General features: G+C 53.4%; 16 protein-coding genes and 1 other annotated feature. Of the genes, 2 read left to right on the forward strand and 14 right to left on the reverse strand.

All coding sequences use genetic code 11. From position 1 onward, the window contains the following. Positions 1–246: 246 nt before the first annotated feature. The 14 genes from PanJK_RS01820 to PanJK_RS01885 all read right to left on the reverse strand — a co-directional run bounded on the left by PanJK_RS01820 (position 247) and on the right by PanJK_RS01885 (position 11,991). Complete coding sequence (locus tag PanJK_RS01820; protein ID WP_008102952.1) at positions 247–705, reverse strand: NlpC/P60 family protein; 459 nt, start codon at positions 703–705, stop codon at positions 247–249. Positions 706–774: 69 nt separating this feature from the next. Continuing rightward, positions 775–1,521 carry a vitamin B12 ABC transporter ATP-binding protein BtuD gene (gene btuD, locus PanJK_RS01825; protein ID WP_265296931.1) on the reverse strand — a complete coding sequence of 249 codons (747 nt, stop codon included), beginning with the start codon at positions 1,519–1,521 and terminating at the stop codon, positions 775–777. After that, positions 1,522–2,067, reverse strand: coding sequence for a glutathione peroxidase (locus PanJK_RS01830; protein ID WP_256696318.1), 546 nt, complete (start codon positions 2,065–2,067; stop codon positions 1,522–1,524). A 39-nt stretch (positions 2,068–2,106) separates the two neighbouring features. Further along, complete coding sequence (btuC, locus tag PanJK_RS01835; protein ID WP_265296933.1) at positions 2,107–3,090, reverse strand: vitamin B12 ABC transporter permease BtuC; 984 nt, start codon at positions 3,088–3,090, stop codon at positions 2,107–2,109. Positions 3,091–3,180: 90 nt separating this feature from the next. Beyond that, a complete protein-coding gene (locus PanJK_RS01840) occupies positions 3,181–3,555 on the reverse strand; it encodes a DUF2502 domain-containing protein (RefSeq protein WP_265296935.1) in 375 nt (124 codons plus the stop codon). 190 nt (positions 3,556–3,745) lie between these two features. Further along, entirely contained in the window at positions 3,746–4,048 is a 303-nt protein-coding gene (ihfA, locus tag PanJK_RS01845; RefSeq protein ID WP_007892687.1) for an integration host factor subunit alpha, read from the reverse strand. A 4-nt stretch (positions 4,049–4,052) separates the two neighbouring features. Continuing rightward, positions 4,053–6,440, reverse strand: a complete 2,388-nt coding sequence (gene pheT / locus PanJK_RS01850) for a phenylalanine--tRNA ligase subunit beta (RefSeq protein ID WP_265296939.1) — start codon at positions 6,438–6,440, stop codon at positions 4,053–4,055. A gap of 14 nt (positions 6,441–6,454) precedes the next feature. Beyond that, positions 6,455–7,438, reverse strand: a complete 984-nt coding sequence (gene pheS / locus PanJK_RS01855) for a phenylalanine--tRNA ligase subunit alpha (RefSeq protein ID WP_256696314.1) — start codon at positions 7,436–7,438, stop codon at positions 6,455–6,457. Positions 7,439–7,509: 71 nt separating this feature from the next. After that, positions 7,510–7,635 (reverse strand) — a sequence feature (Phe leader region). Next, a complete protein-coding gene (pheM, locus tag PanJK_RS01860) occupies positions 7,586–7,630 on the reverse strand; it encodes a pheST operon leader peptide PheM (protein WP_106120997.1) in 45 nt (14 codons plus the stop codon). It overlaps the preceding feature by 45 nt. A gap of 116 nt (positions 7,636–7,751) precedes the next feature. Next, entirely contained in the window at positions 7,752–8,108 is a 357-nt protein-coding gene (gene rplT / locus PanJK_RS01865; RefSeq protein ID WP_007892678.1) for a 50S ribosomal protein L20, read from the reverse strand. A 94-nt stretch (positions 8,109–8,202) separates the two neighbouring features. Continuing rightward, positions 8,203–8,400, reverse strand: coding sequence for a 50S ribosomal protein L35 (gene rpmI / locus PanJK_RS01870; RefSeq protein WP_004157374.1), 198 nt, complete (start codon positions 8,398–8,400; stop codon positions 8,203–8,205). A gap of 99 nt (positions 8,401–8,499) precedes the next feature. Further along, positions 8,500–9,051, reverse strand: coding sequence for a translation initiation factor IF-3 (infC, locus tag PanJK_RS01875; RefSeq protein ID WP_036647992.1), 552 nt, complete (start codon positions 9,049–9,051; stop codon positions 8,500–8,502). Next, positions 9,047–10,984, reverse strand: a complete 1,938-nt coding sequence (thrS, locus tag PanJK_RS01880; protein ID WP_265296941.1) for a threonine--tRNA ligase — start codon at positions 10,982–10,984, stop codon at positions 9,047–9,049. Before thrS ends, infC begins: the two co-directional genes overlap by 5 nt. 245 nt (positions 10,985–11,229) lie before the next feature. Beyond that, complete coding sequence (locus PanJK_RS01885; protein WP_256696313.1) at positions 11,230–11,991, reverse strand: YdiY family protein; 762 nt, start codon at positions 11,989–11,991, stop codon at positions 11,230–11,232. Between the two features lie 331 nt (positions 11,992–12,322). Here PanJK_RS01885 and ghoS point away from each other — a divergent pair, with 331 nt between their 5' ends. Both ghoS and PanJK_RS01895 read left to right on the forward strand, forming a co-directional pair. After that, on the forward strand, positions 12,323–12,613 hold the full coding sequence (gene ghoS / locus PanJK_RS01890; protein WP_265296943.1) for a type V toxin-antitoxin system endoribonuclease antitoxin GhoS: 291 nt from the start codon (positions 12,323–12,325) through the stop codon (positions 12,611–12,613). Between the two features lie 89 nt (positions 12,614–12,702). Then, the gene (locus PanJK_RS01895) at positions 12,703–13,596 is read left to right on the forward strand and encodes a fructosamine kinase family protein (RefSeq protein WP_265296944.1); all 894 of its coding nucleotides are present in this window, start codon (positions 12,703–12,705) and stop codon (positions 13,594–13,596) included. The last annotated feature ends 4 nt before the right edge of the window (positions 13,597–13,600 follow it).

Here is a 13,600-nt window from a genome sequence, read left to right on the forward strand (position 1 = left end):
AACGTTTGAAGAGGTGCCGTTTTAGGTCTTATTACGCCGATTTAAGCCGCAAATAATACTTAAGCCAAATAAGCCGGGGTTAATATCCATACCAATTAAATAAATTTAGCTTTATTAATAGTATTAAATCGATGGCGGGTAAAGTGCCATTCTAAATGATAGTTAAATATCGGCACGATTCGGAATTAATTCAGGGTGAGATAACCTTTCTTTTTCCGCGTCTTTATTAAGCGATATAAGCACTATTTAGATGCGACGCGCCTGCCAAAATACTTTGCGCCAGTAAACGTTATCCAGCGAAGAGCGGATCACACCCTGGCTGGTCGAGGCGTGAATAAAGGTGTTGTCGGTATCGTAAATACCCACGTGTAAACCGTTTTCTCCACTGCCGGTTTTGAAGAACACCAGATCGCCAGGCAGCAGATCGCCTTTGTCGATGCGCGTACCAATGTCGGTTTGGTCAATGGTCGAGCGCGGCAATTGCATCTCAAATTTATCGCGGAAGGTCAGGTAGACGAAGCCGGAACAGTCCACGCCACCGCGGCTTAACCCGCCGTAGCGATACGGCGTTCCGCGCCAGCGGCTCAGCTGATCGTTAAGTTGGGCAATCACGGTGATGGAATCAGACAGGCGACCATTAGGCGGCGGCGCATGGTGGCTACAGCCCGCCAGCAACAGTGCCAAAATCAAAATTGTCAGCCGCATCAGCCTTTTCCTCTCTCCCTCGTCCGGCTGACACTTTAGCGGCAAAGCGCCACGGCACGCAATCCTCTGTCAGGGAATAAACAGTAGCGGGCCTTGTGCAGTATCGATTTGTTCAAACGGGGTTTGGTAAAGCGGCGCTAATTGCGCAGCGGTCAGCACCTCGCGGGCGCGGCCCTGACGTACCACCGAGCCTTGATGCATTAGCCACACGCGATCGGCGTGACGCAGGCTGTGATTGAGGTCGTGCCCGCTGGCAACAATTGCCTGGCCGCTACGGCACAGTTCGGCCAGCAACTTATCAACTACGCGCTGTTGCGCCACGTCGAGAGCGCTCATCGGCTCATCCAGCAGCAGCAGTTTGCCGCGAGGATTGATCGCCGGATGTACCTGTAACACCACGGCAGCCAGCCGCACACGTTGCCATTCACCGCCAGAAAGCTGCGTCAGGCTGCGCGTCAGCTTATCCTGCAGAGCTAACTGCGCGAACATATCCAGTAAAACGCGGTCCGTTTCTGCCGTTTGGGCGGAGATATGCATGCGTAAGTAATGCCACACCGGCATTGGTCCCGGCGCCATCTGCTGCTGCGGCAGCCAGCCGCGCAACTGAGCCAATGCCGCACCGTTTAACGTGGACAGCGGCGCGCCATCCAGCACAATGCGGCCCTGACTCGGCAACAAACCGGACAGCACGTTGAGCAAGGTACTTTTGCCCGCACCGTTCGGCCCCACCAGATGTACTAACTCACCGGCGTTAACGCTAAGTTCAACGGGAGCCAGCCGCCCTGCGACGCTGACTCCCTGACACTGCAATAGCATTTACTCGGCCAGCGCCTGCTCTACACTTTTCAGGATGATGGGATCGTCCGGCGTCATATCCGGTGAGAAGCGCGCAATCACTTTGCCCTGCTTATTAATGAGGAACTTCTCGAAGTTCCACAGGATATCGCCTGGCGCTTTCGGCGCGCGGCCTTTGCTCTCCATGCGCTCAAGGAAACCGCTGCCTTCCGGGCGTTGCGCCACTGGCTGCGCCGCCGTCAGCTGCGCATAGAGCGGATGACGATGCTCGCCGTTGACGTCAGTTTTATCGAACATCGGGAAAGTCACGCCGTAGGTGGTGCTGCAGAAGGTTTTGATCTCTTCGTTGCTGCCCGGCTCTTGCTCGAGGAACTGATTGCACGGGAAGCCCAGCACGCTGAAGTTCTTATCCTGCCAGGCTTTCTGCAGCGATTCTAACTGCTCGTACTGCGCCGTCAGGCCGCATTTTGATGCCACGTTCACCACCAGCAGCACCTTGCCTTCAAAGGCGGCCAGCGAGGTTTTTTCACCGTCCAGCGTCACCAGTTCTGTTTGATAAATGCTCATAGTCGATTCCTGTTGTTGATAACACGTTGCCAGCCAAAGCTAGCGCGAAGACTTCACTAATAACACGATAAACAGCGGCGCGCCGAGCGTGGCGGTTACCACGCCAATCGGCAGTTCGGCGGAGGTTAATACCAGCCGCGCAATAATATCCGCGCCCAGCAGCACTGCGGCACCGGCTAAAGCCGCCGCAGGCAACAAATAACGATGATCGCTGAAACCGCTGAGACGCAACAAATGCGGGATAACCAGACCGACAAAGCCGATTGCCCCCGCCATCGCCACGCTCACGCCCACCAGCCAGCCCATCGCCAGCACCAGCAGGTTGCGCCACAGCAGCAGCGGTAATCCGAGCTGACGCGCCGAGGTTTCGCCCAGCACCAGCAAATTCAGCGTGCGCGCGGTGGCGATCAGCAGCAGCGTAACCGGCAGCAGCGCCAGCATCATCCAGCCATAGCGCCAGTCGATGCCACTAAAACCGCCCATCATCCAGTACATCAGCTGGCGCAGATCGAGGCTGGTGCTAAAGTACACCGCCCACGTCATGATGGCGCTACAGATAATGCCGAGCGCCACGCCGGTCAACAGTAAGCGGCTTACCGACAGTTGTTTGTGGGCGAAGTGCAGCAGAATCAGGGTGATCAGTAGCGCACCGGCCATTGCCGCCAGCGCTAAGCTCCATAACGAACCGTTGCCAAGCATCACGCCCAATACCAGACCAATTCCTGCCCCATTCGACACACCCAATAAGCCGGGTTCCGCCAGCGGATTATTAAACAGCGCCTGCATCACCACGCCGCACACTGCCAGCGCCGCACCCACCAGCAACACCGCCAGCGTACGCGGCATGCGCAGCTGCCAGACGAACAGATCGCCTTGCGCCGAAAACCATTGTGTTGGGGAGATCCAGCTGTCACCGGCCGACAGGCTAAGCCCAATGAGCAGCAACAGCAGCGCACTGAGTGTGATGAGCCAGCGCTGGCTGCGGCGGTTTGCCTGAGAAGCAAGCTGATCCAGCAGAGTCATAGATAAGATTGGCTGAGAAAACAGAGATTTGATTGTAGTGGGATTACAGCAAAAAGAAAGCGGCGCTGTGGAGGCGCCGCTGGAGAAGCATTACTGATGCGGGGGAAGCGGCTGACCGTGATTATCACGCTTCTGCTGATTATCATGCTGGTCGTGATGCTGCGGTTGCGGCTGTCGCTGTGGCTGACGTTTGTCATCCCGATGCGGCCCATTGCCCGGATGCTGCGCCTGCCAGCCGTTACCGTTCCAGTAACCGTGCGGACCTTTGGTGCCAATGCGCTGGTTATGGTGCTGTTTCCACCACGTTGGCGCACGCCAGTCGTAACCATCCCAATAGTAGCCACGCTTATCCTGATCGCCGATATGCACCGAAACGCCCGGCGTGTTGATGTTGACGGAAACATTGGCGCTAGCCAGCAGCGGCATGCCTAACAGGATGCTTAATAAAAATGCTGTCTTTTTCATTATTCAAACCATTTGCTATGTGATGGCGCTGTTATAACAAAAGTGTTGATGCCGTCACTATCGGTGAGGACCGATTTTCGCCTTATTTTCCGGATGCTTACGAAATCCTTACAGCGTGGATAAATCGTGTAGAACGACCAAATTTAAGGCAAAAAAAAGGCCGCTAAGCGGCCTTTTTGTCGTACTGAAATTAGTCAGCATCCTTGGGTGTCGCGTTCTCGACGCGACTTTTCAACTTCTGTCCCGGACGGAATGTCACCACTCGGCGCGCGGTGATAGGAATATCTTCCCCCGTCTTCGGGTTACGGCCCGGACGCTGGTTTTTGTCACGCAGATCAAAATTACCAAATCCGGACAGTTTTACCTGTTCTCCGTTTTCCAACGCGCGGCGAACCTCTTCAAAAAAAAGTTCTACCAACTCTTTGGCATCGCGTTTGCTCAACCCGAGTTTTTCAAACAGGTACTCTGACATTTCAGCTTTTGTAAGCGCCATAGGTTCAATCCCTCAAGGTTGCCTGGAATCGCTCTTTTAATGCCGCAACGCATTTGGCAACGGTCGCGGCAATCTCCTCTTCTTCGAGTGTCCGGCTGGTATCCTGCAAAATCAGGCTAATCGCAAGGCTCTTTTCACCCTCGTTCACGCCCTTACCACGGTACACGTCAAACAAGTTTACGCCAACTACCTGATTTACGCCAACTTTCTTACACTCCGCAATGATATCTGCTGCAGGCACGTTTTCAGCCACCACAACGGCGATATCACGACGGTTTGCCGGGAAGCGGGAAATCTCGCGCGCATCAGGCAGGACGCGGTCTGCGACCTTATTCCAAAGCAGTTCAAACACTAAGGTGCGCCCGTTAAGATCCAGCTTACGTTCCAGCTCTGGATGAACCACCCCGATAAATCCGATTCGTTCGCCGCGTAAATAAATTGCGGCGCTTTGTCCTGGATGCAGCGCCGGATTGGCTTCCGCACGGAAGGAGATCTCATCAAGTTTACCGGTCAAATCCAGCAGCGATTCTAAATCGCCTTTCAAATCATAGAAGTCAACCGTCTGACGCGCCAGATCCCAATGCTCTTCATAGCGATTACCGCTTAAAACGCCGGCCAGCATAAGATCCTGACGGATACCCAGATCGGCCTGTGTATCAGGAACAAAGCGCAAACCGCTCTCAAACAGGCGTACGCGGCCCTGCTGACGGTTTTGGTTGTACACCACCGCACCCAGTAAACCGGTCCAGAGCGACAGGCGCATGGCCGACATATCGCTGGAGATCGGGCTTGGCAAAATCAGCGCCTCTTCGCCCGGATGCAGCAACTGCTGCATTTTTGGATCGACGAAGCTGTACGTAATCGCTTCCTGATAGCCCTTATCCACCAGCAGATTTTTCGCACGCTTCAGCGACAGGTCGGCTTCACGATGTTGCGTCATGATCAGGCTGGCTTTCACCGGCACATCAGGAATGTTGTTGTAGCCGTAAACGCGCGCCACTTCTTCGACCAGATCTTCTTCGATGGCCATATCGAAACGCCAGCTTGGCGCCACGGCTTGCCACTCGCCTGCACCGACCGTCACTTCACAACCGAGACGCGTCAGGATGTCAGTAACCTGATCGTCAGCAATCACGTGACCAATCAGGCGATCAAGCTTTTCACGGCGCAGCGTGATGGTGGCGCGTGGCGGCAGCGCGCTCGCGTCAGTTTGATCGATGACCGGGCCCGCTTCGCCGCCACAGATGTCGAGCAGCAGTTGCGTCGCGCGTTCAATCGCTTTGTGCTGCAGCGCCGGATCGACGCCACGCTCATAACGATGTGATGCGTCAGTATGCAAGCCTTGACGGCGTGCGCGGCCGGTAATCGCCAGCGGATCAAAGTAGGCGCATTCGAACAGCACGTTCTGCGTCTCTTCATTCACACCTGAATGCTCGCCACCAAAGATGCCGCCCATCGCCAGCGCTTTGTGGTGATCGGCAATCACCAGCGTGTCGCTGCTGAGTTTGGCTTCGGTACCATCCAGCAGCGTCAGGGCTTCGCCCTCTTCTGCCATACGCACCACGATGCCGCCGTTGATGCGGTCGAGATCAAAGGCGTGCATCGGCTGGCCAAGCTCCAGCAGCACAAAGTTGGTGATATCCACCACCGGATCGATTGAACGAATACCGCAGCGACGCAGCTTTTCTCGCATCCACAATGGTGTAGCGGCTTTGACGTTAATACCTTTCACCACGCGGCCCAGATAGCGCGGGCACGCGGCGGTGGCATCGACGCGAATCGGGAAAGTGTCGGTGATGGTGGCTTTTACCGGCTCAATGGCAGGCGCCGTCAGCGGCAAACCGTTCAGTACCGCTACATCACGCGCAACCCCGATGATGCCCAGGCAATCGGCGCGGTTTGGCGTGACGCTGATTTCAATGGTGTTGTCATCCAGCTGCAGATAGCTGCGGATGTTGGTACCAATGGGCGCATCGGCTGGCAGCTCGATAATGCCACTGTGATCGTCGGAAATACCCAGCTCAGAGAAGGAGCACAGCATGCCTTCAGAGGGTTCGCCACGCAGTTTTGCCGCTTTGATTTTGAAATCGCCCGGCAGCACAGCGCCAACGGTCGCCACTGCGACTTTCAGGCCCTGACGGCAGTTTGGCGCGCCGCAGACGATATCCAACAGACGATCGCCACCGACGTTGATTTTGGTGACGCGCAGCTTGTCGGCGTTCGGATGCTGGCCGCACTCAACCACTTCACCCACCACAACACCGTTGAAAGCGCCGGCAACCGGATCTACGCCGTCCACTTCAAGGCCGGCCATGGTGATTTGCTCAGACAGCGCAGCGCTGTCAAGGGCTGGATTTACCCATTCGCGTAACCAGAGTTCACTGAATTTCATTGGATAACCTGCCCTTATTTAAATTGTTTGAGGAAACGTAAATCATTTTCGAAGAAGGCGCGCAGATCGGTCACACCGTAGCGCAGCATGGTGAGACGCTCCATGCCCATGCCAAACGCAAAGCCCGAATAAATTTCCGGATCGATGCCAACATTGCGCAACACGTTCGGGTGCACCATGCCGCAACCCAGCACTTCCAGCCACTTGCCGTTTTTACCCATCACATCCACTTCTGCGGACGGTTCGGTGAACGGGAAGTAAGAAGGACGGAAGCGAATTTGCAGATTCTCTTCGAAGAAGTTGTTCAGGAAATCGTGCAGCGTGCCTTTCAGATTGGTAAAGCTGATGTCCTTATCGACAATTAAACCTTCCATCTGATGGAACATCGGCGTGTGCGTCTGATCGTAGTCGTTACGATAAACACGGCCTGGCGCGATGATGCGGATCGGCGGCTGCTGGTTTTTCATAGTGCGAATCTGCACGCCTGAGGTTTGGGTGCGCAGCAGACGCGTGGCATCGAACCAGAAGGTATCGTGATCGGCACGTGCCGGGTGATGGCCCGGAATGTTTAGCGCATCAAAGTTGTGGTAATCGTCTTCAATTTCCGGACCTGTCACTACCGCGAAACCCAGTTCGCCGAAGAAGGTTTCGATACGGTCGATCGTGCGGGTCACCGGATGCAAGCCGCCATTCTCAACGCGGCGGCCAGGCAGCGACACGTCGATGGTTTCCGCAGCCAGACGCGCATTCAGCTCGGCGTTTTCCAGCGTATCTTTGCGCGCGGTAAGGCGATCCTGCACTTGCTGTTTAGCATCGTTGATGACCGCACCCGCTGCCGGGCGCTCTTCTGCTGGCAGTTCACGCAGGGTGGTCATTTGCAGCGTCAGATGCCCTTTCTTACCCAGAAATTCGACGCGCACGGCGTCCAGAGCAGCGATATCCGCCGCCTCGTCGATGGCGGCCGTGGCACGAGCCACCAGGTCTGCGAGTTGGGACATGATTTCCTCTTCTTCCAGCCGGGCTGGTCAGTTCTCGTTGGGATCAGCTGATCCGATTAAGTGTCGCCAGAAACAAAAAAGCCTCCACGAGGGAGGCTTTTAGCGCGATTTTTCGTTTCTTTTCTTATGCGCAAAAGCCCCTGATGTTCAGGCGCTAAAGTAAAAAAAGAAACGGAAAATAGCAGCATTCATGCTTGCGTTACCTTGTCATATTTAGAAACCGCACTATTGAAATGCGCAGCGGCCAAAATGTCAATCTTTTGCGTGAGTTGCGGGTAATAAAAAAGGGAGCAAGCTCCCTTTTTCAACTGACTTACGCCAGAGCTGATTTTGCTTTTTCAACAAGTGCAGTAAATGTCACTTTGTCGAATACAGCGATGTCAGCCAGAATCTTACGGTCGATTTCAATAGAGGCTTTTTTCAGGCCATTGATGAAACGGCTGTAAGAGATACCGTTCTGACGAGCCGCAGCGTTGATACGCGCGATCCACAGTTGACGGAACTGACGCTTACGTTGACGACGGTCACGGTAAGCATACTGACCAGCTTTGATAACAGCCTGGAAGGCAACGCGGTATACACGTGAACGTGCACCATAGTAGCCTTTAGCTTGTTTTAAGATTTTCTTGTGACGTGCGCGAGCAATTACACCACGTTTAACGCGAGCCATGTGAGCTCTCCTATATCATATTCTGTGACGCCCTATTCCTTGCAAGCCAATGGCCAGTACGCAAAGTTTTCGGGCAAATTTATAAAAAACTTACTTATGCGTACGGCAGGCAGGCAATAACCAGACCCAGATCGCCTTTAGACACCATGCCTTTCGGACGCAGGTGACGTTTACGCTTAGTAGACTTTTTAGTCAGAATATGACGCAGGTTCGCGTGCTTACGCTTGAAGCCGCCAGAAGCGGTCTTCTTGAAGCGCTTAGCGGCGCCACGTACAGTTTTAATCTTTGGCATTTTTACAAATATCCACTTCGCATTGTTAATAAAATGAATCAGACAGGCGAATAAAAATCCGCACAACGCAAGCGATGCGCGGCTTCATTACTTGAAGGCCTACTGTTTCTTCTTAGGAGCGAGCACCATGATCATCTGACGACCTTCGATCTTCGAAGGAAAGGATTCGACAATCGCCAGATCCATGTCTTCACACAGATCTTTACGGACGCGGTTAAGCACTTCCATACCGATCTGCTGGTGCGCCATCTCACGACCGCGGAAACGCAGCGTGATTTTGGCTTTATCGCCCTCTTCCAGAAAGCGAATCAGGTTGCGTAGTTTGACCTGATAGTCGCCATCATCGGTACCAGGACGGAATTTGATTTCCTTAACCTGGATAACTTTCTGCTTCTTCTTCTGTTCCTTAGAAGACTTGCTTTTTTCATAAAGGAACTTGCCGTAATCCATGATACGGCAAACCGGCGGTTCGGCGTTCGGGCTGATTTCAACTAAATCTACGCCGGCTTCTTCAGCTTTCTCAATGGCTTCACGCAGGGTGACAATGCCAAGTTGCTCGCCGTCTACGCCAGATAAGCGCACTTCGGTAGCACGGATTTCGCCGTTGATACGGTTCGGACGTGTTGGTTGTACTCGTTTTCCGCCTTTAATAACCTGTTTCCTCTAATTGGTGAAGATGTCGGCTGCGAATCTCTTGTTGCAGCTTCTCAACAAACACATCTACGTCCATGCTCCCAAGGTCTTTACCACGGCGGGTGCGCACGGCAACTTTGCCTGCTTCCACCTCTTTGTCACCGCAAACCAGCATATAAGGGACGCGACGTAATGTGTGCTCGCGGATTTTAAAGCCTATCTTCTCGTTTCTCAAGTCCGCTTTGACACGAATACCTGCATTCTGCAGTTTCTTTGTCAATTCGCTGACGTATTCTGACTGACTGTCGGTGATATTCATCAACACAGCTTGCACTGGTGCCAGCCAACTCGGGAAGAATCCAGCGAACTCTTCGGTCAGGATGCCGATAAAGCGCTCCATTGAACCGAGAATTGCGCGGTGAATCATCACCGGTGTCTGACGATCGTTGTTTTCACCGACAAAAGTCGCGTCCAGACGTTTCGGCAGGGAGAAGTCTAGCTGAACGGTACCACACTGCCAGGCGCGGTCGAGGCAATCGTACAGGGTAAACTCAATTTTAGGGCCGTAAAAGGCACCTTCTCCCGGCTGATATTCGAATGGAATGTCATTCTCTTTCAGCGCTTCTGCCAAATCCACTTCCGCACGATCCCACATTTCGTCGGTACCGATACGTTTTTCCGGACGGGTCGACAATTTCACCACGATTTTTTCAAAACCGAAGGTGCTGTACATGTCGTAGACCATGCGGATACAGCTGTTCACTTCATCACGTACCTGATCTTCGGTACAGAAGACGTGAGCATCATCCTGGGTAAAGCCGCGTACGCGCATCAGACCGTGCAAGGCACCTGATGGCTCGTTACGATGGCAGCTACCAAACTCCGCCATACGCAGCGGCAGGTCGCGGTAGGATTTCAGACCCTGATTAAAGATCTGAACGTGCCCTGGGCAGTTCATCGGCTTGATGCAATATTCACGGTTCTCTGAAGAGGTGGTGAACATTGCTTCTTTATAGTTCTCCCAGTGCCCGGTTTTTTCCCACAGCACGCGGTCCATCATGAACGGACCTTTCACTTCCTGGTAGTCGTACTCTTTTAGCTTGGTACGCACAAACACTTCCAGCTCGCGGAAGATGGTCCAGCCGTCATTATGCCAGAACACCATGCCCGGAGCTTCTTCCTGCATGTGGTAGAGATCAAGCTGCTTACCGATCTTACGGTGATCGCGCTTCGCCGCTTCTTCCAGACGCTGCAAATAAGCAGCCAGCTGCTTTTTATCCGCCCAGGCCGTACCGTAAATACGCTGCAGCATTTTGTTGTCGCTGTTGCCGCGCCAGTAAGCCCCGGAGATTTTCTGCAGTTTGAAGTGATGGCAGAAACGCATATTCGGCACGTGCGGACCGCGGCACATGTCGATGTATTCTTCATGGTGATACAGGCCAGGACGATCGTCGTGGCTGATGTTCTCGTCAAGAATGGTGGTTTTGTAGCTTTCGCCACGCTCAGCAAACACGTCACGTGCTTCCTGCCAGCTCACCTTTTTCTTCACCACATCGTAGTTGCTTTCAGCCAGCTGGTGCATACGCTTTTCCAGCAGCTCAAGATCTTCCTGGGTTAAGGTATGTTCCAGGTCGACGTCATAGTAGAAACCGTTATCAATCACCGGGCCGATAGCCATTTTGGTGTTTGGCCACAGCTGCTTGATCGCATGCCCTAACAGGTGTGCGCAAGAGTGACGAATGATTTCTAAACCAGCGTCGTCTTTAGCGGTAATAATCGCGACCTGAGCATCCTCGGTGATCGGATCAACCGCATCAACCAACTCGCCATTCACGCGGCCCGCGATACAGGCTTTCGCCAAACCCGGTCCAATATCCAACGCAATATCCATCACGCTGACCGGACGGTCAAAGCTGCGCTGGCTGCCATCAGGAAGAGTAATTACTGGCATTTCACATCCTTAATTGCAGTGGTAAGCCACACGAAAGCCTACATGCAAAATGAGTTTTGTAGTGTGTAACCCGGCGTGATGTCAGACCCACGTTGTCGGAATGACGCCAGGAATGTAAAGCGGCGATGATGATAGCAGCTTTCGCCGCCGATCAAAACCCGTGCGGAGATTCGCTAAGCCAAAGAGAAATAAAAAAAACCGCTGCGAGGCGCAGGCCTGGCAGCGGTGATTCACATCCGTCTCGCTTACATTGAGTATGAGAGCTGGATCGTGGTTTTGGTATCGGTACGATCCGGTGCAGATTCTGGGGGATTGTTGTTCCAGGTCACGTTGTAGCCTAGTTTCAACGCGAAGTGAGCATTGATGGCCACCTGCAGCGCGGTTTCTGAGTTCAACGTGGTGTCTTCACCGAAGCTGCTCAGCACAGAAACACCCTGGATAAATTTGGTGGTATCTGTCAGCTGCCATTGGTAGCTCACTGCACCATAACCTAATGCTTTGGTTTCATGGCCGCCTTCATGGAAATCGTCGTAACGCACACCCGGACCGAATTCAGCACGCAGCGAGTGAACCGGACCATTAAGGATCTGACGACCGTAACCGGCGGTCAGTACGTCGCGTGAGTCATAACCATTGAAGCGGTCGCTCAACCAGCTCGCCTGACCAAACAGGTAATCGGCGCTGTTGAGGTTATAACGGCTACGGCCACCGATGTTGTAGGTCTCAGATGAACGCTCATCGTTAGAGGAGTTGTTAGAGGCGTTACCCCACAGGCTCAGTGCGGTGTTGGTTTGGTACCACGTCATATTGGTAGCCGCACTCAGCGAAGAACTGGTGGTGTTACCGGTTTGAGCCAGGTAACCCGCTGACGCACTGCCTTCAAACGGTTGTTTCGCCGTTGAAGGGTCATCCATGGAGGTGAAAACGGCGTTATCTGCAAATGCCTGGTGACAAAATGCTCCAGCAGAGAGCAATAAAACAGCGGACAGCTTGTTAAAGGCTTTCATTAAAAGTAACCCGTACGACAGTTTAAAAAACGAAGAGTCTGAAGCGTTTCTCCGGTCAATCAATGCAATTTACCGTAAGTTTTGTAAAAAATTATGTACCCGCAAAAAAAACCTGGAAAGCCGCTGGACCGCTCTTTTAATGGGACTTTTCCCATTTTCGCTGCGCATTATAGGGGGCAATTACTTAAATAGCAGCTCAAAAACCAGAAGAATTTTCTGAACTTTTTTGACAGAGCTTTACCCGCCATTTCTGCTGATAAATCGCCTAAAATTCGCTCTATCTTGCCCGCTGGTCTACGCTGAAATCTGTTCGATAACAATGAGGTGAATAATGAGTGACCATGATGTCAAACGTTACATTGTCACGTTAAAGTATCAGGAAAATGGACTTGGCGACTTGCAGTCAGTGAATAGCGCCATGATCAATGGCGGATATAGCACCACCTTAAGTGATGATGAAGGTCATCCGCATGAGTTGGGCACCAATAGCTTTGGCATTGTCAGCGCGTTAGAGGAGCATGAAGTGGCGGAGCAGGCCGCGGGATACGCGCAAATCGCGCTCGGCCAAAAACCTGAAGTCACCGTCATCACGCTAGAGGCATTTTTGAAAGAACACCCCTGACGCAGTGCAAAAAACGGCATCGACGCCAGGTTTGCTCAGGTTTTGCGCGTTACAATCGAATTCACGCAGCGAACAAAGAGGATTACCCGATGTGGTCAGCCATTAGTCGTCTGTTAAGCGAGCACGCCGGTGAGGCTGAAATCACCGACCGTCAGGAACTTCCCGGTGGCGATGTCCATCCCGCCTGGCGTATCCGCTATGGCGAGTTAGATGTGTTCGTCAAATGTAACACCCGCGACATGCTCACCTTGTTTAGCTGGGAAGCCGATCAACTCGACCTGCTGGCGCGCACGCAAACCGTTCGCGTACCGAAGGTGTATGGCGTCGGTAACGATCGTGATACCAGCTTCCTGCTGCTGGAATATATTCCACCTCAACCTTTTACCGATCAGAGTGCCTTCCAACTCGGCCAGCAGTTAGCCCATCTGCACCAATGGAGCGAGCAGACGCAATTTGGTCTCGATTTCGATAACAACATCACCACTTCACCGCAGCCGAATAGTTGGTTACGCCGCTGGTCGGTATTCTTTGCTGAGCAGCGCATCGGCTGGCAGCTGCAACTGGCTGCGGAAAAAGGCGTGCACTATGGCGATACCGAGCTGATTGTCGATTGCGTGCAACACACACTTGCCAACCACCATCCGCAACCCTCTTTGTTACACGGCGATTTGTGGCCCGCCAACTGCGCTGGCAGCGCAACCGGTCCGTGGCTGTTCGATCCCGCCTGCTATTGGGGCGACCGCGAATGCGATCTGGCGATGCTGAGCTACTACGCCGATTTACCGCGCCAGATTTATGATGGCTATCACGCGGTTTGGCCACTGGAAGACGGATTTTCGCAGCGTCAGCCGGTTTATCAGCTCTATTACCTGCTCAATCGCGCCAATGTGTTCGGCGGCAACTGGACCGGCGAAGCGCAGTTCGCCATCGGCCAGTTGTTAGATGAAGACGTGTTGGGAGAACGTCAGGCCAGACCGGCCTGACGCG

This window comes from Pantoea sp. JK, from assembly GCF_026130245.1.
GTDB classification, from domain to species: domain Bacteria; phylum Pseudomonadota; class Gammaproteobacteria; order Enterobacterales; family Enterobacteriaceae; genus Pantoea; species Pantoea trifolii.